Origin of the sequence: uncultured Campylobacter sp., from assembly GCF_947255105.1 — a bacterium.
In the GTDB taxonomy this organism is placed as follows: Bacteria; Campylobacterota; Campylobacteria; order Campylobacterales; family Campylobacteraceae; genus Campylobacter_B.
The window spans coordinates 37354-55783 of the sequence record NZ_CAMYFP010000007.1 but is presented as its reverse complement, the minus strand read 5'-3'; the positions used below and the strand labels follow the sequence as shown (position 1 = coordinate 55783).

At 35.5% G+C, this 18430-nt stretch carries 22 protein-coding genes; 19 read left to right on the top strand and 3 right to left on the bottom strand.

Translation table 11 applies throughout. From position 1 onward, the window contains the following. Position 1: 1 nt before the first annotated feature. From Q0X52_RS05155 to cmoA, 10 genes are read left to right on the top strand one after another with little or no spacing between them, the layout of a single operon-like run. Positions 2–466: an RNA pyrophosphohydrolase gene (locus Q0X52_RS05155; protein ID WP_297575682.1), complete on the top strand. Its 465-nt coding sequence runs from the start codon at positions 2–4 to the stop codon at positions 464–466. Further along, entirely contained in the window at positions 466–1665 is a 1200-nt protein-coding gene (locus Q0X52_RS05150; protein ID WP_297575680.1) for an aspartate kinase, read from the top strand. Before Q0X52_RS05155 ends, Q0X52_RS05150 begins: the two co-directional genes overlap by 1 nt. Next, complete coding sequence (locus Q0X52_RS05145; protein ID WP_297575678.1) at positions 1665–2204, top strand: HobA family DNA replication regulator; 540 nt, start codon at positions 1665–1667, stop codon at positions 2202–2204. Before Q0X52_RS05150 ends, Q0X52_RS05145 begins: the two co-directional genes overlap by 1 nt. Then, positions 2201–2833, top strand: a complete 633-nt coding sequence (locus tag Q0X52_RS05140; RefSeq protein ID WP_297575676.1) for a DNA polymerase III subunit delta' — start codon at positions 2201–2203, stop codon at positions 2831–2833. The genes Q0X52_RS05145 and Q0X52_RS05140 overlap by 4 nt, the downstream gene beginning before the upstream one ends. After that, positions 2830–3966: a dihydropteroate synthase gene (gene folP / locus Q0X52_RS05135; protein ID WP_297575674.1), complete on the top strand. Its 1137-nt coding sequence runs from the start codon at positions 2830–2832 to the stop codon at positions 3964–3966. The genes Q0X52_RS05140 and folP overlap by 4 nt, the downstream gene beginning before the upstream one ends. A 5-nt stretch (positions 3967–3971) precedes the next feature. Beyond that, positions 3972–5921 carry an NAD-dependent DNA ligase LigA gene (gene ligA, locus Q0X52_RS05130; RefSeq protein WP_297575672.1) on the top strand — a complete coding sequence of 650 codons (1950 nt, stop codon included), beginning with the start codon at positions 3972–3974 and terminating at the stop codon, positions 5919–5921. Beyond that, entirely contained in the window at positions 5914–6063 is a 150-nt protein-coding gene (locus tag Q0X52_RS05125) for a hypothetical protein (protein WP_297575670.1), read from the top strand. Before ligA ends, Q0X52_RS05125 begins: the two co-directional genes overlap by 8 nt. Positions 6064–6092: 29 nt before the next feature. After that, positions 6093–6590, top strand: coding sequence for a lipocalin family protein (locus tag Q0X52_RS05120; RefSeq protein WP_297575668.1), 498 nt, complete (start codon positions 6093–6095; stop codon positions 6588–6590). A 1-nt stretch (position 6591) separates the two neighbouring features. Then, positions 6592–7404: a bifunctional riboflavin kinase/FAD synthetase gene (locus tag Q0X52_RS05115; RefSeq protein WP_297575666.1), complete on the top strand. Its 813-nt coding sequence runs from the start codon at positions 6592–6594 to the stop codon at positions 7402–7404. Further along, positions 7394–8101: a carboxy-S-adenosyl-L-methionine synthase CmoA gene (gene cmoA, locus Q0X52_RS05110; RefSeq protein WP_297575664.1), complete on the top strand. Its 708-nt coding sequence runs from the start codon at positions 7394–7396 to the stop codon at positions 8099–8101. Before Q0X52_RS05115 ends, cmoA begins: the two co-directional genes overlap by 11 nt. 65 nt (positions 8102–8166) lie before the next feature. On the opposite strand, the gene rpsO is transcribed toward cmoA, so the two are convergent. Next, on the bottom strand, positions 8167–8439 hold the full coding sequence (rpsO, locus tag Q0X52_RS05105; protein WP_297575663.1) for a 30S ribosomal protein S15: 273 nt from the start codon (positions 8437–8439) through the stop codon (positions 8167–8169). A gap of 124 nt (positions 8440–8563) precedes the next feature. Between rpsO and Q0X52_RS05100 the strand changes: the two genes are divergently transcribed. The 6 genes from Q0X52_RS05100 (at position 8564) to dnaK (ending at position 13851) form a co-directional block, all read left to right on the top strand. After that, the gene (locus tag Q0X52_RS05100; RefSeq protein ID WP_297575661.1) at positions 8564–8965 is read left to right on the top strand and encodes an Rrf2 family transcriptional regulator; all 402 of its coding nucleotides are present in this window, start codon (positions 8564–8566) and stop codon (positions 8963–8965) included. Then, positions 8962–9990 (top strand): 3'-to-5' oligoribonuclease B, encoded by a 1029-nt coding sequence (locus Q0X52_RS05095; protein ID WP_297575659.1) that lies wholly within the window; start codon positions 8962–8964, stop codon positions 9988–9990. The genes Q0X52_RS05100 and Q0X52_RS05095 overlap by 4 nt, the downstream gene beginning before the upstream one ends. Beyond that, positions 9977–10213, top strand: a complete 237-nt coding sequence (locus Q0X52_RS05090; protein WP_297575657.1) for a hypothetical protein — start codon at positions 9977–9979, stop codon at positions 10211–10213. The genes Q0X52_RS05095 and Q0X52_RS05090 overlap by 14 nt, the downstream gene beginning before the upstream one ends. Positions 10214–10565: 352 nt before the next feature. Continuing rightward, positions 10566–11354 carry an HrcA family transcriptional regulator gene (locus Q0X52_RS05085; RefSeq protein WP_297575655.1) on the top strand — a complete coding sequence of 263 codons (789 nt, stop codon included), beginning with the start codon at positions 10566–10568 and terminating at the stop codon, positions 11352–11354. After that, a complete protein-coding gene (grpE, locus tag Q0X52_RS05080) occupies positions 11351–11947 on the top strand; it encodes a nucleotide exchange factor GrpE (protein WP_297575653.1) in 597 nt (198 codons plus the stop codon). Before Q0X52_RS05085 ends, grpE begins: the two co-directional genes overlap by 4 nt. Before the next feature lie 26 nt (positions 11948–11973). Further along, positions 11974–13851 (top strand): molecular chaperone DnaK, encoded by a 1878-nt coding sequence (gene dnaK / locus Q0X52_RS05075; RefSeq protein ID WP_297575651.1) that lies wholly within the window; start codon positions 11974–11976, stop codon positions 13849–13851. Positions 13852–13877: 26 nt separating this feature from the next. Here dnaK and ppk2 read toward each other — a convergent pair whose 3' ends face one another. Together ppk2 and rpoD are read right to left on the bottom strand one after the other, a co-directional pair. Then, the gene (gene ppk2, locus Q0X52_RS05070; protein WP_297575649.1) at positions 13878–14681 is read right to left on the bottom strand and encodes a polyphosphate kinase 2; all 804 of its coding nucleotides are present in this window, start codon (positions 14679–14681) and stop codon (positions 13878–13880) included. A 140-nt stretch (positions 14682–14821) separates the two neighbouring features. Then, the gene (rpoD, locus tag Q0X52_RS05065; protein WP_297575647.1) at positions 14822–16696 is read right to left on the bottom strand and encodes an RNA polymerase sigma factor RpoD; all 1875 of its coding nucleotides are present in this window, start codon (positions 16694–16696) and stop codon (positions 14822–14824) included. Positions 16697–16932: 236 nt separating this feature from the next. Here rpoD and Q0X52_RS05060 point away from each other — a divergent pair, with 236 nt between their 5' ends. The 3 genes from Q0X52_RS05060 (at position 16933) to Q0X52_RS05050 (ending at position 18423) form a co-directional block, all read left to right on the top strand. After that, positions 16933–17484 carry an AzlC family ABC transporter permease gene (locus Q0X52_RS05060; protein WP_297575645.1) on the top strand — a complete coding sequence of 184 codons (552 nt, stop codon included), beginning with the start codon at positions 16933–16935 and terminating at the stop codon, positions 17482–17484. After that, positions 17477–17731, top strand: coding sequence for an AzlD domain-containing protein (locus tag Q0X52_RS05055; RefSeq protein ID WP_297575643.1), 255 nt, complete (start codon positions 17477–17479; stop codon positions 17729–17731). The genes Q0X52_RS05060 and Q0X52_RS05055 overlap by 8 nt, the downstream gene beginning before the upstream one ends. 209 nt (positions 17732–17940) lie before the next feature. Then, complete coding sequence (locus tag Q0X52_RS05050) at positions 17941–18423, top strand: 3-isopropylmalate dehydratase small subunit (RefSeq protein ID WP_297575641.1); 483 nt, start codon at positions 17941–17943, stop codon at positions 18421–18423. Positions 18424–18430: the final 7 nt, after the last annotated feature.

The window sequence follows — 18430 nt, the reverse complement described above, 5'->3', positions numbered from 1 at the left end:
AGTGAATGAGGAAAAAATTTATAGACCAAATGTTGCAGCCATCATTATGTCTTCGGGCTATCCTTACAGTCACAATGTATTTATAGGTCACAGAAGCGATATAAAAGATGCATGGCAATTTCCACAAGGTGGCATTGATGGCGATGAGAGTCCAGAGCAGGCGCTTTTTAGAGAGCTAAAAGAGGAGATTGGGACCAACTCTATAGAGGTTTTATCGAGATATCCAGAGTGGCTTAGTTATGACTTTCCAAGTGGCAAAAAGATGGGAATCTATAGCGGACAAAAACAAATTTATTTTTTAGTAAAGCTTAAAAAAAATGCTAAAATAACCATTCCAACTAAAGATTTAGAGTTTGATAGCTATAAATTTGTAAAAATCGAAGAGGTTTTAGATCATATTAACCATTTTAAAAAACCGATTTATCAAATTGCTTTAACTTATTTTAAGAAAGAGGGTTTTATATAATGCTTATAGTTCAAAAATATGGCGGCACTAGCGTTGGTAGTTTGGAGCGTATAGAAGAGGTTGCTAAAAGAGTTATAAAAACTAAAAAAGAGAACAACCAAGTTTTAGTTGTAGTCTCTGCAATGAGTGGAGTTACCAATGGGCTTATAGAGTATGCAAATCACTTTAGCAAACATCCAGAGGGCAGAGAGTATGATATGCTAGTAAGCACTGGAGAACTTGTAACAAGTTCACTTCTTTCAATAGCGCTAAACGCCAAAGGACATAGTGCGATAGCATTTAGTGGAAGCCAAGCAGGTCTTAGAACAGATAGTTTTCATACAAAGGCAAAGATAGAGCAAATTGATATTTCAAATATAACAAAAGCTTTAAGCGAAAATAAGATTGTAGTAGTGGCGGGATTTCAAGGTATAGATGAAAAGGGAGAGATTACAACTTTGGGAAGAGGTGGAAGTGACTTAAGCGCAGTTGCACTTGCTGGCGCCCTAAAAGCCGATCTTTGTGAAATTTACACAGATGTTGATGGTATCTATACAACAGATCCTCGCATAGAGCCAAGAGCCAAAAAACTTGATGTTATAAGCTATGATGAGATGTTGGAGTTGGCAAATTTGGGGGCAAAGGTACTTCAAAGTCGCTCTGTTGAGCTTGCAAAAAAGCTAAATATACCAGTAGTTACAAGAAGTAGCTTTAATGAACATAAAGGAACAATGATAGTGGGAGAGCATAAGATGGAAGGGGCTATAATAAGCGGAATTGCACTTGATAAAAATCAAGCAAGAGTAACTGTAAGAAAACTAAAAGATGAGCCAGGCGTTGCAGCAGAGATTTTTAATTTGCTAGCAAAAAGAGAGATAAATGTGGATATGATTATCCAAAATGTAGGCGTAGATGGTGCAGCCAATCTTGGCTTTACAGTTCCTCAAGATGAGCTAGATAGTGCTTTGGAAGCAGTTAGGGACTATTGCAAGGATATGGTTGTAGAGTATGATAGTCACATTGTAAAGGTCTCTGTTGTTGGAGTTGGCATGAAGTCTCATAGTGGCGTGGCAAGTAAGGCATTTAGCACCTTTGCAAAAAATGGAATAAATATCCAGATGATCTCTACAAGTGAGATAAAAATTTCAGTTATTGTAGATGCAAAGTATGGTGAACTTGCCGTTAGAGCTTTGCACGAAGCTTATGGACTTGATAAATAATGCAAGATCTCTACACTTGGAGCTTAGGCGCCATAAGAAGCGACTCATCTATGAGTTGGATAGAGGATAAAAAAGAGGATTGGACGCCACTTTTAGCCTCTAGGATGAAGCTACTTTTAGATGGTTATACCTTTTTGGTCTTTTGTGATGATGAGAGAAGTTGGCTTGAAGACTATATTATAAAGAGTATCAACAGACCATCTAGTCAAAGACCTCTTTTGCCATTTTTTTCACTCAAATCCATCTATCCGTGGCTTGATAGTATCAATACAAATATAGGAATGGAGCTTTTAAATGATATGCTTCATCTTGCCTTTCCAAATGGCTTTGTCTATTTTTATGTTGGACGTGGCAACTATGCACTTTCTCAAATAGCCAAAAACAAAGATGATAGTTATATGTGGCTAATAGGCGAAAATGCGCCAAATAGTTTTGCTCTTGATGCAAAAGATGAGAGTTTGGACGCAAAACTTCTTAGTCTGTTTGCCCTTTTTGATAAAAGTATCAGCGCTATTTTGTTTGATGAGGTAGTAGTTTGATAGAGAAAAAAAGTCAAATCATCCTAACTAGCGACTTTGAAAGCTTAAAAAAGGAGCTAGAGGAGAGTTTTTCTATAAACGATCTTAGATTTTTCCAAAGAGAAAATTTTTTGATAGAGGACTCAAAACTTGTGATAAATGAGGCGATGATTGCAGAAAATAGGTCTAAATTTATCATACTTATGGCACAAAATTATGGCATTGAGGCACAAAACTCACTTCTTAGGATAGTTGAAGAGCCGCCAAAAAACATCTACTTTATAGTTGTGGTGCCAAGCAAAAATAGGCTTTTAGCAACTATCATCTCAAGATTGCCAATCATACTAAAGAAAAAAAAGAGCAGTTTAACTCATCTTGATGTAGATTTTAAAAAGTTAAGTCTAGAGAAAATTTACTCTATGCTAGAGCAGTATCAAAAAGAGGAGTTAGAGAGAAACTTTGGCAGGGAGGAGTTAAAGGGGTTTATCAATGCGCTTCTTCAAAAGTGCCTTCTTGAGGGCTTTTGCTTCAACCAAAAAGAGCTTTTACAAATTTCTACTATCTACAAATTGGCTGAGTTAAATGGCAAGGTCTCAACACTTCTTACACCAATTTTTTTGCTAATTCACAATAAGGTTAAAAAAATATGAAGATTTTCAAGATTAACCCAAACAGCGACTTTAATGAAATAGCCAAATTTATCAAGCCAGATCCATACGGGCAAAGATATATGAAGAAAAAGTCAAGCCTAAATTATATCTATATGAAAGAGTTAAAAACTCCAGGGGCAAATATCCTAAAACAAGAGGCTCTAAGCGTTGGTGCAGAGCTTGTTGTAAAGAGGGAAACTATCTTAGCAAAAGGGCTTACCAACGCTCTTTTGATGGCAACGGACAGGCAGATTGAAGAACTTGCCAAAAAGACAGCTTTGCAAGACTTTGAACTTAAAAAACTCTCTTTGTTTTTAAAGATGAAATTTAAAAAGCCAAAAAAAGCCCTTATAATGGGAGTTGTAAATATCAACGAAGATAGTTTTAACCAAGCTAGCAGAGTAGATAAAAACAGCGCCATTGCCAAAATCCAAAAGCAGATAATAGACAGTGCAAGCTACATAGATATTGGCGGCTGTTCAAGCAGACCAAATAGTATCTATCCAGGAAGAGATGAGGAGTTTAGAAGAGTAAAACCAGTAATTGATGAAATTTACTCACTAAAACTCTATGAAAAAGCGAAATTTAGCCTTGATAGCTTTGATGAGTATTGTTTGGAATATGCGCTTGATCGCGGGTTTAAAATGATAAATGATATAAGTGCCAAGCTCTCACTTTGCGACATCGCCAAAAAATACGACGCAGAGTATCTTTTGATGCATATGCAAAATGACCCTCAAACTATGCAAAACAACCCAACCTATAAAGATCTTATCTATGAGATAGATAGTTTTTTTGAAGAGAAGTTGGAGCAAATCGCTAAATTTGGCATAGATAAAATTTATTTAGATGTTGGAATAGGTTTTGGAAAGAGTGCGCAAGACAACCTTTTTCTTATAAAACATCTGGAACATTTTTTAAGATTTGGCTATCCGCTTCTTGTGGGAGCTAGTAGAAAAAGCGTAATAAACCACTACTCGCCGTCTAAAGTAGAAGATAGGCTTGCAGGCTCTTTATATCTTCATCTAAAGTCCTTTGAAAATGGCGCAACTATCATAAGAACGCATGATGTTTATGAGCATGCACAACTTTTTAAAATGCACGAAGCATTGAGCAAAACAACTATTTGGTGAAAATTATGGATAAAAACGAGTATAAAAAAGCAGTAGAGTTGCTAAATAGCTGGGCAAGAGCCTACTATACAAGCGATAGTCCGATAGCAACAGATGAAGAGTATGATACTCTCTATAAAAAAGTTGTAGAGTTTGAAAAAGAAAATCCAGCCTTAATTCTTAGCTACTCTCCAACTCAAAAGATAGGCGGAGCCATAAGCGATGGCTTTACAAAGGCAGCTCATATCGCCAAAATGTGGTCAATGGAAGATGTTTTTAATGATGATGAGTTGATGGCTTGGATAAAAAGAGGCGATAAGGCAGATGAGAGCTTTTTTTGTGAGCCTAAATTTGACGGAGCTAGTCTAAATTTACTCTATGAAAATGGAATTTTAATCTCTGCTATAACTAGAGGCGATGGTGAAGTTGGCGAAGATGTAACAGCCAATGCAAAGGTGATAAATTCCATTCCACTTCAAATTGCCTATAAAGAGAAGATAGAGATTAGAGGCGAGGTACTTATCTCAAAAAAAGATTTTGACCTTCTTAATGAGATGCGTATAAAAGAGGGCGAAACTCTACTTGCCAACCCTAGAAACGCAGCAGCAGGTAGTCTTAGGCAACTTGATAGTGCAGTTGTCAAAAAACGTCATTTAGTTTTTGTGCCATGGGGCGTTGGATATAACAACTTTAACTATGAAAAACATAGTGAAGTTATGAGTTTTGTGCGCTCACTTGGCTTTTATGAAGATAGCTTTGTTAGGATCTGCAAAGATAGCTCAGAGGTTATGGCAGCATTTAAAGAGCTTCACAAAAAAAGAGATGATAAAGAGTTTATGCTAGATGGCATGGTAGTAAGGGTTGATAGCTTAAAGACTCAAGAGCGACTTGGTTTTACTGTTAAGTTTCCTAAATTTATGGTTGCCTATAAGTTTCCAGCGCTAGAGCGTAGCACCAAGCTTAAAAATGTTGCTTTTCAAGTTGGGCGAAGTGGAGTTATCACGCCTGTTGGAGAGGTGGAACCTGTCAATATCGATGGTGCAGTTGTAAGAAATGTGACACTTCATAACTTTGAAGAGATAAAAAGACTTGGTCTTATGATAAATGATAGCGTTGGTATCATAAGAAGCGGCGATGTAATTCCAAAAATCACCTCTGTTTTTAAAGATAGGAGAGATGGCAGCCAAAGGGAGATTGTAGCCCCTACTAGATGCCCATCTTGCAATCAAGAGCTTTTAAACGAAGAGATTTTTATAAGATGTCAAAATATTGATTGTAGCTCAAGAGTTATCAATTCACTTATCTACTTTTGTTCTAAAAAGTGTATGAATATAGATGGCTTTGGCGAGGCAGTTTGTAAACTTTTGTATGATGAAGGCTTGGTTAGAAAGGTAAGCGATCTCTACTCCTTAAAAAAGAGCGATTTTAACGGACTTAAGGGCTTTGGAGAGAAAAGTGTTTTAAATTTATTAAATGCAGTTGAGTCTTCAAAAGGGTGTGAGCTTTATCGCTTTGTAACTGCTCTTGGGATAGATCACATAGGCGAAGTTGCAGCAAGGAAGCTTGATGAGAGTTTTGGGTTGGAGCTTTTTGATAAAAGTGTTGATGAGGTCATGCAAATAGAGGGCTTTGGCGAGATAATGGCTAAGAGTTTTACTCTTTTTTGTAGCATAAATAGGGCAAAGATAGAGCAACTTTTATCATATATCAAGCCACAATCCATCAAAAAAGTAGTAGATAAAAACTCTCTGTTTTATGGCAAAACAGTGGTAATTACAGGTGTTTTGAGTAGATCTAGGGATTATTTTAAAGACTATCTTCTAGGGCTTGGCGCCACAGTTTCAAATAGTGTTAGCAAAAAGACAGATTTTCTTCTTTGTGGAGAGAAGGCGGGTTCAAAAAAAGAGCGAGCTTTGGAGCTTGGCATAGAGATTTTGGACGAAGAGAGCTTTTTTAAGATGGTAGATAATGGTTAGAAAAGCGCTACCTTATCTACTTATCATCATCGCCCTTGTTTTCATCTATAATGGCTTTCATAAAAAAGAGTATATAGAGGTTGCAATGGGAGTTTTGTTTATAATCTCTTCAGTAATTGCCATTATATGCAAAAATAGATGATAAAATTATCTAAAAATTTAAGGAATGATATGAGATGGATTTTTAAATTTGCTTTAGTTCTTATCTTTGTTGGATGTGCCACAAACTCGCCGACAGTTTCTAAAAATAGCATTGAAAGTATCGATGAGAGCAAAGTAGCAGGACTTTGGTATGAGCTTGCATTTATCGACTCATCGCAAAATGAGTTTGATGAGATAAGATCTAACTATCTTTATAAAAACAAAACTCTTTTTATAACCAAAGAGCTAAGCAAAAAAAACCCACCATTTACAAAAACAGAGCATTTTAGTGCAAAGCAGTTTGGAAAAAAGGGCTCGCCACTTTTTGTTGGGGAGAGCTTTAGTGGTAGATATGAGATTGTAAAGGTGGATCCATTTTACCAATATGCACTTATCTTTGGCAAAAATAAGCTCTGGATAATCTCGCGTAAAAAGAGCATACCAGAAGTTATAAAAGTTGTCTTTCTAAATCACGCAAAGATGCATGGCTATGATAACTCAAAGATCACTTGGCTTAATTGGAACTAAAATGGACAAAATTGACTCTATCACAATAGGGCGCTTTGATGGTATGCATTTGGGACATAAAAAGCTCTTTGAAAGACTTAATAACGGGGCAGTTGTAGTTATCGAAAATCACAAAGCAACGCTTACACCTGGCAAAAGAAGAAAGTGTTTTAGCGACCTGCCACTTGTCTATTATGAGTTTGAAAATATACAGAGGTGGAGTGCTAAGAAATTTATCCAAGAGCTAAAAAGTCGCTTTGCAAACTTAAAGCTTATTGTTGTTGGCAATGATTTTTATTTTGGATTTAACAAAGAGGCAAGCTCAGCCGATCTTAAGCGCTATTTTGATGGCGAAGTTGAGATTATCGATGAGTTTTGTATAGATGATATTGGCGTTCATACTAGTAAGATTAAGGAATTTTTCAAAAACGGCAACACCATTATGGCAAATAAATTTCTTGGTAGAAGCTACACTCTTGTAGGAGAGATTATCAAAGGTAACGGGCTTGGCAAAAAAGAGTTTGTTCCAACGCTCAATTTAGATACCAAAGGCTACTTTCTACCAAAAGAGGGAGTTTATGCAACAAAGACACTCATTGACAATATCTCTTATAAAAGTGTAAGTTTTATTGGAAAAAGGGTTAGTGTTGATGATGAGTTTAGTGTTGAGTCACACATCCTTGAGCCATTTAGTTGCACAAAAGTTTCAAAGGTGGAGCTTAGCTTTATTGACTTTATGAGAGATAATCACAAATTTAAAACTTTTAGCGACCTAAAAGAGCAAATTTACAAAGATATAGAGATGGCAAAAAGGATTTTAGAAGTTGAAAGATGAGCTATTTAAAAGACCGATAAAAAAGCAGTTTGAGTTCGATGAGAGTGTTGCTAGTGTTTTTGACGATATGATAAGCAGAAGTGTGCCTTACTATGAGATAAGCAGCGAGCTAATTTGCGATGTAGTGGCAAAACGAGCGATAAATGGGGCAAAAGTCTTTGATCTTGGCTGTTCAACTGGATCTTTGCTTCTAAAACTCTATCAAAAGAGAAAAGATCTCTGTTTGGTTGGCGTTGATAACTCAGATGCCATGATAAAGAGCGCCAAAAACAAAGCTTTGGCTTTTGGAGCAGATGTGAAGTTTGTCTTAGATGATATCTTAAATTTCTCTTTTGCAAATGCCGATGTTGTCTTGCTTAACTACACATTGCAATTTATCCGCCCGATAAATAGGCAGAGCTTCATAGACAAAATTTATCACTCCCTAAATGACAACGCTCTTTTTATCTTTAGTGAAAAACTGGTCTTTAAGGATGGCGTTTTTACCAAAGAGATGATTGAAATTTATGAAAGTTACAAAGAAAAACAGGGCTATAGCAGATATGAGATAGCTCAAAAAAGAGAGGCTTTGGAAAATGTCTTGATACCATATACCGAAGATGAAAACAAAAAACTCTGTCAAAATGCTGGTTTTAAAGCAGTTGAAACTCTCTTTAGATGGGGCAATTTTTCTACTTTTGTAGCTTTTAAAAGTTAAATTAAGAAGTAATTTTAAGTTAAATTTGGAAAATACAATAGATTAAGCCCAAATGGGCTTAACGACTATCTATCTTTCAATCCCAACTCAGCTATAAGCTTTGTATAAGTTGAATAATCTTTTTCTTTTAGATATTTCATAAGTCTTTTTCTTTTACCAACTAGTTTTAATAGTCCAAGTCTTGAAGAAAAGTCTTTAGGATTTTTTTGAAGATGCTCTGTTAGGTATGTAATTCTACTACTTAAAAGTGCAATTTGCACCTCACTTGAGCCTGTATCTTTCTCATTTCTAGCGAATTTCGCAACTATTTGTTGTTTGTCAGCCGTTTCTAAAGCCATTTTAGCCTCCTGATCGGTAAATTTAAGCTCATATTATACAAAAACAATCTCAAATCTAGCTAAATTTCAATAGATTATTGTTAAATTTTTTAGCTAAAATAAGACAAACTAAAAAAGGGGTGATATGCTCTTTACAAAAGCTAGCGAATATGCACTTTTTGCACTTATCTATCTTGCCGATCACAAAGAGGCAGTTGGCGTTGAGAAGATCTCAAGCGAACTTGCTCTTTCAAAAAGCTTTTTGGCAAAGGTGTTGCAAAACTTAGCAAAAGAGGAGATTGTGATCTCATACAAAGGGGCAAATGGTGGTTTTATCTTAGCTAAAGAGCCATCAAATTTAAGCTTAAAAGAGATATTGAGTGCTGCTGAAAATAGCCAGTCTAGGGTTTTTGACTGCACTGTAAATGAGTGCTATCAAAATCAAAGCTGTAAAATTTGGTATATGTTTAGCGCCCTACAAAAGCATATTGACAACTTTTTAGAGGATATTACATTAGAAGATATTTTAAAAGGAGAGAAATTTTGAAGGTTTTCCATCTTTCACATACCGATCTTGACGGATATGGCGCGCAATTTATAACTAGCAGATATTTTGATGATATTGTCTTTTTTAACTCAAATTATGGTCGAGAGATCGATCAAAGGATAGAGCAGATAACTGCATTGGCGCAAAAGGGCGATTGTATCTTGATAACCGATCTAAATCTCTCTCTTGCCCAGTGCAAAAAATTAGATGAGTTTTGCAAAGAAAAAGAGGTAAAAATAACTCTTTTAGACCATCACATAAGCGCGTTAGAGTGCGTTGGCGAGTATGAGTGGTATTTTTTGGATACTCAAAGATCAGCAAGTGCTATAACTTTTGATTTTTTTAGCTCAATATTTGGCGATAAAAAGGGGCTTGAAAAGATAACAAAAGTTATAAATTCTGTAGATATCTGGAAGAGTGATGAAGAGGAATTTGAGCTTGGGAAGGTCTTGCTTGCGGCAGTTGCAACTGCAAAAGAGATAAATAAGATTATGTTTGACAAAGAGCATAGAGACTATATTTTTCACATCTTAAGTAGTTCTATGAGCTTTTTTAATGAAGAAGAGGCTCATATAAAGCTCGATGAGAAGCTCTACTTTATAAAAAAAGAGTTCTTTAAAAGAGATAAAAACGACTCATTTGGCAATCTCATCTCAAATTATATTGTCCTGCTTTTGTCAGATCAAAAGGAGAAATTTAGCATTGATTATAACGGACATAGAGGCATTTTGACCTACAACATAGGCAATACTTCGGTAATTGGCAATGACTTTTTAAGGGCAAACAGGGATTTTGACTTTTTTATGGATATCAACTCTAAAAAGGGAGTTAGCATAAGAGCCGATGATGGACTTGATGTAAGTGTGATGGCGGCAAAACTTTTTGGTGGCGGTGGACATAAAAATGCGAGTGGCGGAGTCTTTTTGCAATTTAAAGATGGATTTTTGTATGAAGAGATCAAAAAACAGCTTCAAGACTATATAAATTTAAAGGTCAAAGAGGAGAATAGCGATGAAAAAAAATGAGCTAGAAGAGATAGAGATTGATGATTTGATGTATGAGATAGAGCTGCTTTTACGGGCTACGCTATTTTATGCAGGAGTAAAAAAAGACAATCTTGAAAAAGTGCGCGACCTCTATGTAGAGCATATTGATGAGATTTTACAAAACTCTGAGGCAGAGGGTGTTGATGAGATTATAGAGGTTGTTAGCTTTCTGAAAGAGAGATATCCTAAATTTTTTATCTAAATTTCAACTATAAGAGAGAGTGAAATTTAGCACTTTTTAATTATCTAAAAGACAGCACTTTTTTGCTTAAGAGCAATAATTCTTTAATTTTCTGTCTAAATTTCAATTAACAGGATAGAGTGAAATTTAAGCACTTTTAAACTATCTAAAGAGATTAGCGCTTTTTTCTTAAGAGCAATAACTCTTTTGTTGGTGCTGTTTTTATACCTAAGTTATTTGCTACTCAAAGTTATAAATTCATCCATTTTTTAACCCTATTGCTAGAAAGTTTAAAAATTTAGTTAAGATACTTGACAATATTACACTCATAGTGTATAATTCACCTAGCAATTTAAAGGAGTGAGTGCTAACTATGAAGATAAATAAACGAGATGCGATACTTCAATCCATCATAGACGCCTATTTAGCAGATAACTCACCTATAGGTTCAACCGAGCTTATGGTAAGAATGGACGAGCCTATACCAGCTTCTACAATAAGAGTTTATTTTAAAAAGTTAAGTGACGAGGGAGCTATAAAGCAGCTACACATCAGTAGCGGCAGGATTCCTACCATCTCAACTATGATCTCTTATTGGTTGAAAAAGTTAAATTTTGACGAGAAGTTGGTTTTGAGCGATCATGATGAACTTGAGCGTATAGTTAGCAACTTTGAAATTTACTGCATGATTTATAACAGCGACGATGAGATTTTAAAAGAGGTTATAAATTATAATAGTAGATATATATTGCTAATCTTTGATGAGACTGAATTTATGGTGAAATTTAACGAGCGCGTTTATAAGTTACTTTTAAATTTGGTTGGCTCATCATTAGGAGAGCTCGAAGAGATCAGCATGCAGGTTGGACTTGGTGAGCTTAGAAGAAAGATAGAAAACTTCAAATTATCAAAAGTTGGCTTTTTGGCAAATGAAGTTGTGGCATTTAAGATATTTGAAGATGAGCGATTTAAGCTTTTGCTTGACCCTAGCTTTTCCAATAGATTGCCTAAAAATATTGTCTTTGAACCATTTTTTAAAGAGGGTTTTATGGGCATTAGGCAAGATGTTGTCTTTGATGGACGAGATGCTACGATGTTTTGTGCTGGAAGTGTTTATGAAAATTATGAGAGTTTTTTTAGTCAGATAGCGAGGTTAAAATGAAAAAAGAGAAGTTTTATAAAAAGAGCGATTGCAAAGAGAAGCACGTTGATGAGAGTTGCACTGAAAAAGTTTGTGAAGATGAAAATTGCACTATAGAAAATGACAATAGTTGCGATGAAAAGGAGCAATCAAGCAGTTGTGATAATGAAAAAATTATCAATCTTGAGAAAAAAGTTGATGAGCTAACCGACAAATATTACCGTGCAAATGCAGATTTTGAAAACATCAAAAAGCGTCTTGAAAAAGAAAAACTCACCGCAGTTGCCTATGCAAGTGAGAGTTTTGCAAAGGATATTTTGCCTGTAATTGATGCTTTGGAGGCTGCTTTAAGCATAGATACGCAGGGCGATGATTTGGCTAGCAAGATAAAAGATGGCGTAAAACAGTGCCTTGATATGATGTTAAAAAGCCTTGAAAAACAAGGTATTAAGCAGGTTGAAACTGATGGTAAATTTGATCACAATATCCACAATGCGATAAATCAAGTTGAAGATGAGTCCAAAGAGAGTGGAGATATCCATCAAGTTTATCAAAAAGGTTATATCTATAAAGATAGAGTTTTAAGACCAGCAATGGTTGTAGTAGTAAAATAAAAATAAAACAATAAAAAGGATAAAAAATGAGTAAAGTTATAGGAATTGACTTAGGAACAACAAATTCATGTGTTAGTGTTTATGAGAGAGGGGAGAGTAAAATCATCCCAAACAAAGAGGGAAAAAATACAACTCCATCAGTTGTTGCCTTTACAGATAAGGGCGAGATTTTGGTAGGCGATAGTGCAAAGCGACAAGCAGTAACCAACCCTGAAAAAACTATCTACTCTATCAAAAGAATTATGGGTCTTATGATGAATGAAAATAATGCTAAAGAGGCACAAAAAAGACTTCCTTATAAGATAGTTGATAGAAATGGCGCAGCAGCTGTTGAGATAGCAGGCACAGTCTATACTCCACAAGAGATCTCTTCAAAGGTTCTTATGAAGTTAAAAGAGGATGCACAAAGCTATCTTGGCGGCGAGGTTGTTGATGCTGTCATTACAGTCCCTGCATATTTTAATGATGCTCAAAGAAAAGCTACAAAAGAGGCGGGCGTTATTGCTGGATTAAATGTTCTTCGTATCATCAACGAACCAACAGCAGCGGCACTTGCTTATGGACTTGATAAAAAGAGCTCTGAAAAGATTGTAGTTTATGATTTGGGTGGTGGAACTTTTGATGTTACTGTTCTAGAAACTGGCGATAACTTAGTTGAAGTTTTATCAACAGGTGGAGATGCCTTTTTGGGCGGTGACGACTTTGACAATAGGTTAATTGACTGGCTTGTAAGTGAGTTTAAAAGCGAGAGCGGAATAGATCTAAAAGGCGATGTTATGGCTATGCAGCGCCTTAAAGAGGCTGCCGAAAATGCTAAAAAAGAGTTAAGCTCAGCAATGGAGACAACTATAAATTTACCATTTATTACAGCCGATGCAACAGGACCAAAACACCTTACCAAAACTCTAACTAGAGCTAAATTTGAAAGTATGATTGAGGATTTGGTAGCAAGTACAATTAAAACACTTAAAAATGTCTTAAAAGAGGCAAATGTCACTACAGGAGATATTCAAGAGATTGTTATGGTTGGTGGCTCTACAAGAGTTCCTTTAGTTCAAGAAGAAGTTAAAAAAGCATTTGGTGGAAAAGAGCTAAATAAATCAGTCAATCCTGATGAGGTTGTAGCAATTGGTGCTGCTATCCAAGGTGCTGTTATAAAGGGCGATGTAAAAGATGTGCTTTTGCTTGATGTCACACCTCTTAGTCTTGGTATCGAAACACTTGGTGGCGTTATGACAAAAGTTATTGAAAAAGGCACAACAATACCAACTAAAAAATCTCAAGTTTTCTCAACTGCAGAGGACAACCAAAGTGCAGTTACCATAAATGTCCTTCAAGGTGAGAGAGAGTTTGCAAAAGATAATAAGACTTTGGGTAACTTCAACCTTGAGGGGATCATGCCTGCACCTCGTGGCGTTCCACAAATAGAAGTTCAATTTGATATCGATGCAAACGGTATTTTAACAGTTTCAGCCAAAGATAAGGCAACTGGAAAGGCGACTGATATAAGAATTACTGGCTCAAGCGGACTAAGTGAGGCAGAGATTGAGCAGATGGTAAAAGATGCAGAAGCTCACAAAGAAGAGGATAAAAAGAGAAAAGAGAGTGTTGAGGCAAGAAATCAAGCCGATGGCATAGCTCACCAAACTGAAAAAACTCTAAATGAGATGGGCGAGAAGCTTCCAAGTGAGCAAAGAGCAGCTATTGAGTCAGCGCTCAATGACTTAAAAGAGGTTCTTAAAAATCAAGATGCTACAAAAGAGCAGATAGACAGTAAAGTTCAAGCTCTAAGCAAGGCTGCTGAAGAGATGTATAAAGCAGCTGCAGCAAACAGCAAAGAGGATAAGGGCGCACAAAAAGATGCCAAAAAAGATGACGATGTCATCGACGCTGAAGTAGAGTAAGCCAAAAGGCAAGAGATTTCTCTTGCCTATTTTTTTTCTTCATTTTTAGCTATCTCATTCTCCAAATTTAAAATTTCATCTTCTATATTTACAATGACTTTATTGGATGGAGTCAGCTCTTTTTTACTTGCTTTGTTATCATACTCAAGCTCAAACAAAATCTTTTTAATGACATTTATATGGGTTTTATGTTTGTTGTTGGCATCAACTACAATCCAGGGGTTGGCAATGGATGAGGTGTGAAGTAACATATCGCGCTCTGCTTTGTTGTATTCATACCAAAGCTCTTGTGCTTTTTGATCAATCGGTGAGATTTTATAGCGTTTAAGTGGATTTTCATAACGTTTTTGAAAGCGCTCTTCTTGAGTTTTCTTAGTTATGGAGAGGAAAAACTTAAATATCTTAATGCCGCTTGATTTGATAAGACTTTCAAATTGATTGACATCTTGAAGAAAATCCGCACTCTGTTTTGCTGTGCAAAAGCCCATCACAGGCTCAACCATCGCACGGTTATACCAACTTCTATCAAAAATAACTATCTCGCCAGCGCTTGGTAAATGCTTGACATATCTTTGAAAGTACCACTCAGTTGCCTCTACATCACTTGGTTTTGGAAGAGCGACAACTATACAACCGCGTGGATTTAGGTGCTGAGTTATACGCTTGATTGTGCCACCCTTTCCAGCAGCATCGCGCCCCTCAAGGATGATAAGTATCTTTTCATTTTTGCTTTTTACATAACTTTGAAGTTTTAAAAGCTCAATCTGTAGAAATTTAAGCTCTTTTTTATAGGCTTTTTTCTCATCTTTCTTTTTATTTTGCTCTGACAAGATGACTCCTTTATATAAATTTGTATAGATAGTATTTTAGCCTAAAAAGTTTTAAATTTGTTGCTTTTTTTGTTTTTATAAGATATTTTGTAGAGTTGAAATTTAAGGTCTAAAAGCTACTTAGACCTTAAATTGGTGGTTTAGCCCTCTATGTAGTTTTTAAGTTTTCTACCAACTTTTGGATGTTTTAGTTTTTTGATAGCTGAGCTTTCTATTTGACGAACTCTCTCTCTAGTTACATTTAGCTCTTTGCCAATCTCCTCTAGAGTTCGATCGCTCTCATCATCAAGCAGACCAAATCTCATTCTAATAACAGCTTTCTCGCGCTCATTTAACTGCTCAAGCACTTCGTCTATCTGCTCTTTTAGATCCTCTTTTAGGATATGATCCATTGGAGATGCTGAGCTTTTATCCTCTACAAAGTCGCCATACTTGCCATCATCTTCGCTATTTATAGGCGCTTCAAGGCTTATTGGCTCTTTGGTTATTTTGATGACTTGCTTTACCTTATCAACACTAAGTCCAATCTCTTGTGCTATCAAATTTACATCTGGTTCTTTGCCATTTTCGTGAAGATATTTTCTATTTACTTTATTTATTTTGTTTATTGTCTCTATCATATGTATTGGGATCCTAATGGTTCTTGCTTGATCTGCAATTGCTCTTGAGATAGCCTGTCTTATCCACCATGTAGCATAGGTTGAAAATTTATAACCCTTTTTATACTCAAATTTATCAACCGCTTTCATAAGCCCAATGTTGCCCTCTTGTATCAAGTCTAGTAGAGGAAGCCCCCTGTTTGTGTAGCGTTTGGCAATACTTACAACTAGCCTTAAATTTGACTTTGCCATTCTATCTTTGGCATCATCAGAGATTTTTTTACCTCTTTTTATCTGCTCTAAAATCTTTTTTAAAATATCTGGCTCAAGGTTGAAGCTCTGTTTGCTAGCCTCTTTTGTTTGAAAGAGTTTTTTGATATCTACATAAGTTGAAACCATCGTTGCCTCAGGGACTCTTTCTGTAATCTCCTCTTTGGATAGAGTTGTGATGACCTCTAGCAGTTTTCTGTGATTTTCTCTAAGCTCTTCACTAAACATCGGCAGCTTATACTCTAGTTTTTTAAGCTCCCTTTCAAATCCATCATCGCTCTTTAGTGTAGTTTCTATAGACTTTACAATCTCGCTTATAAGCTTACTTGTAGGACCTAAATCCATAAGTTTTTCTTTTAGGATTTTCTTTTTAAAGGTTAGACTAAGTCTTGCATAAAGTGAATCTTTGTGATCATCATCGCTTAGCTCTTTGGCATTTTTGTCAGCATATTTCATCCAATCTTTTTTGGCTTTTTCAAGTGCTTTGAAGCTAGCCAAGACATTTTGTGCTCTTTTATCTAACTTTTTGTTTGATTGAACACTGTCTTCAGTAACTTCATCTTCATCAATCTCTTCATCTTCAAGCTCATCTTCATCAAAGTTTCTAAAAAGCTCTTTAACACGTCTTTCTCTGTTGATAAGTGGCTCTTTGTAGTCAAGTATGAAGTCTATAAGATATGGCACAGAGCAAAAGGCATCTATGATGATATCCTCTCCAAGCTCTATTTTTTTGCTGATACTAACCTCTTCTTCTTTGGTAAGCAAAGGAATCTGCCCCATCTCTCGAAGATACATTCTAACGGGACTATCAGATCTTGACCACTCTAAAAAATCGCTCTCGCTTGTTAGGTCAAAGTCCTCTTCTAGGTTCTCTTCAATAAGTTTTTGTGCCTCCTCTTTTTTTCGTTGTGCATCGGCTTTATTTTTTATCTTTGCCATCTCGGCTGAAGAGACAATCTCTATCTTGTATTTTTTAGCAAGTGTCTCTATTTTTTTGACATTTGCTACGGTTGGTGATTTGCTAAAAAATTTTACTATCTTTTCATAGGTTGCATAGCCGTTTTCGCTCTCTTTGAAAAGCTCTTCTATCTGCAAAAATGGATCGACATTTTTTGTTGATTTTTTGGTTGTTTGGGATTGAGACATCTGTAAAATTCCTTATTGTGAGATTTGTAGGCTGGCATTATACCGAAATTTTAAATTAAATCCAAATTTATTAAAGTTTTATAAAGTTAAATTTATATAAAATGATGGATTTAAAAATAAAAAGGCGAGTGATTGAAAGATACTTTTAAGATAACTCTACCAGTTTTATTTGGATATATACCGCTTGGCATGGCTTATGCGTTGCTTGGTGTAAATTATGGCATTCCTCGTGGTTTTTGATACTTTCAAGTTTTTTTGTCTATGCTGGTAGTGGTCAGTTTTTGTTAGTTGGCTTGATAGCTGGCGGGGCAAATTTATTGAGTATATTTGTAGCAAGTTTTATAATAAATTTCAGACATATTTTTTATACACTCTCTTTACTTGGTGAACTTCCTAAATCCAAATTTAAACACTATATTATTTTTGCACTAACTGATGAGAGGTTTGCTCTTTTAAAGAGCTTGGATAGAGATAAAAATAGCGATAAAACCTACTTTCTGGTTGCGCTTTTTAACCATATTTATTGGATTTGTGGTGCGCTTTTAGGCATTGTTGTTGGAAAGAGTTTGGATGTTGATTATAGTGGAATTGAATTTACTCTTACAGCGCTTTTTGTGGTGCTTTCTATTGAGCTTTTTAAAAATAACAAAAACTACAAAATACTCTTTTTAGGGATATTTTTTGGAGTTTTTGGGCTTGTTGGGCTTCCTAAAGAGTATATGTTGATTGTGACACTATTTTTTGGACTAATTACTCTTCTTAGCTTAAGAAAGGGCGGCTATGTTTAATTGGCTTGGTGAAGATATTTTGCCACACTCTTCAAATTTAATGCTGCTTCTTGCTATGATAACAGCAGATCTTGCTACCTATCTTACGCGAATTTTGCCCTATATTTTTTTAAAAAAACATACCAAAAACAAAATTTTGATATTTTTACAGCACAATATGGGCTTGTTTATAATGGTTGTGCTTATTTTTTACTCATTGGGAGTTATGGAAAAAAGAGCCTCTTTTCTTGGGTTGCTATCTTTTTAGCTCTAATTAGCGCCTTTTTCTTTGAGCTTAAATTTAAAAATCCACTTGTAAGTATTGCTGCTTCTACAGCTATTTATATGCTGGCCATTAGGATTTTTGATGGTTTTTAGCCATTTAAATTTAAACTTTTTGGATTTGGTTCTGTTTGATTATTAATTTATATAATTTTAGATAAAATGCAAGATTAAAGTTTTTATGAGAGGAAATTTATGGCTAAGGTTTGGAAGTTTGGCGACAATATTGATACAGATATCATAATAGCTGCAAGATATTTAAATACATCCGATGCAAATATACTTGCAAAACATATCATGGAAGATGCTTGTAGCGATTTTTCATCCAAGATAAAAGAGGGAGATATCATAGTAGCAGGAGAAAATTTTGGCTGTGGAAGCAGTAGAGAGCATGCACCAATAGCTCTAAAAGCCGCTGGAATTGGGGCTGTGATAGCTAAGTCTTTTGCTAGAATTTTTTATAGAAATAGTTTCAATACCGGTCTTCTTATCCTAGAGTGTAAAGAGAGTGATAAAATTGATGAAAAAGATGAGCTTTTGATAGATTTGGATAGTGGAATTATCAAAAATATTACCAAAAAGCAAGAGTATAAATTTGAGCCAATTCCGCCTTTTATGCAGGAGTTGCTAAAGAGTGGCGGTCTTATAAATTATGCAAAAAAACTTATAAAAGAGTAAGGATAAA

Bases quoted from the DNA above. Each gene is read 5' to 3' on its own strand.
- Q0X52_RS05150 (WP_297575680.1), top strand. From the start codon at position 466: ATGCTTATAGTTCAAAAATATGGCGGCACTAGCGTTGGTAGTTTGGAG.
- Q0X52_RS05145 (WP_297575678.1), top strand. From the start codon at position 1,665: ATGCAAGATCTCTACACTTGGAGCTTAGGCGCCATAAGAAGCGACTCA.
- folP (WP_297575674.1), top strand. From the start codon at position 2,830: ATGAAGATTTTCAAGATTAACCCAAACAGCGACTTTAATGAAATAGCC.
- ligA (WP_297575672.1), top strand. From the start codon at position 3,972: ATGGATAAAAACGAGTATAAAAAAGCAGTAGAGTTGCTAAATAGCTGG.
- Q0X52_RS05125 (WP_297575670.1), top strand. From the start codon at position 5,914: ATGGTTAGAAAAGCGCTACCTTATCTACTTATCATCATCGCCCTTGTT.
- Q0X52_RS05120 (WP_297575668.1), top strand. From the start codon at position 6,093: ATGAGATGGATTTTTAAATTTGCTTTAGTTCTTATCTTTGTTGGATGT.
- Q0X52_RS05115 (WP_297575666.1), top strand. From the start codon at position 6,592: ATGGACAAAATTGACTCTATCACAATAGGGCGCTTTGATGGTATGCAT.
- rpsO (WP_297575663.1), bottom strand. From the start codon at position 8,439: ATGGCTTTAGAAACGGCTGACAAACAACAAATAGTTGCGAAATTCGCT.
- Q0X52_RS05100 (WP_297575661.1), top strand. From the start codon at position 8,564: ATGCTCTTTACAAAAGCTAGCGAATATGCACTTTTTGCACTTATCTAT.
- Q0X52_RS05090 (WP_297575657.1), top strand. From the start codon at position 9,977: ATGAAAAAAAATGAGCTAGAAGAGATAGAGATTGATGATTTGATGTAT.
- Q0X52_RS05085 (WP_297575655.1), top strand. From the start codon at position 10,566: ATGAAGATAAATAAACGAGATGCGATACTTCAATCCATCATAGACGCC.
- grpE (WP_297575653.1), top strand. From the start codon at position 11,351: ATGAAAAAAGAGAAGTTTTATAAAAAGAGCGATTGCAAAGAGAAGCAC.
- dnaK (WP_297575651.1), top strand. From the start codon at position 11,974: ATGAGTAAAGTTATAGGAATTGACTTAGGAACAACAAATTCATGTGTT.
- rpoD (WP_297575647.1), bottom strand. From the start codon at position 16,696: ATGTCTCAATCCCAAACAACCAAAAAATCAACAAAAAATGTCGATCCA.
- Q0X52_RS05055 (WP_297575643.1), top strand. From the start codon at position 17,477: ATGTTTAATTGGCTTGGTGAAGATATTTTGCCACACTCTTCAAATTTA.
- Q0X52_RS05050 (WP_297575641.1), top strand. From the start codon at position 17,941: ATGGCTAAGGTTTGGAAGTTTGGCGACAATATTGATACAGATATCATA.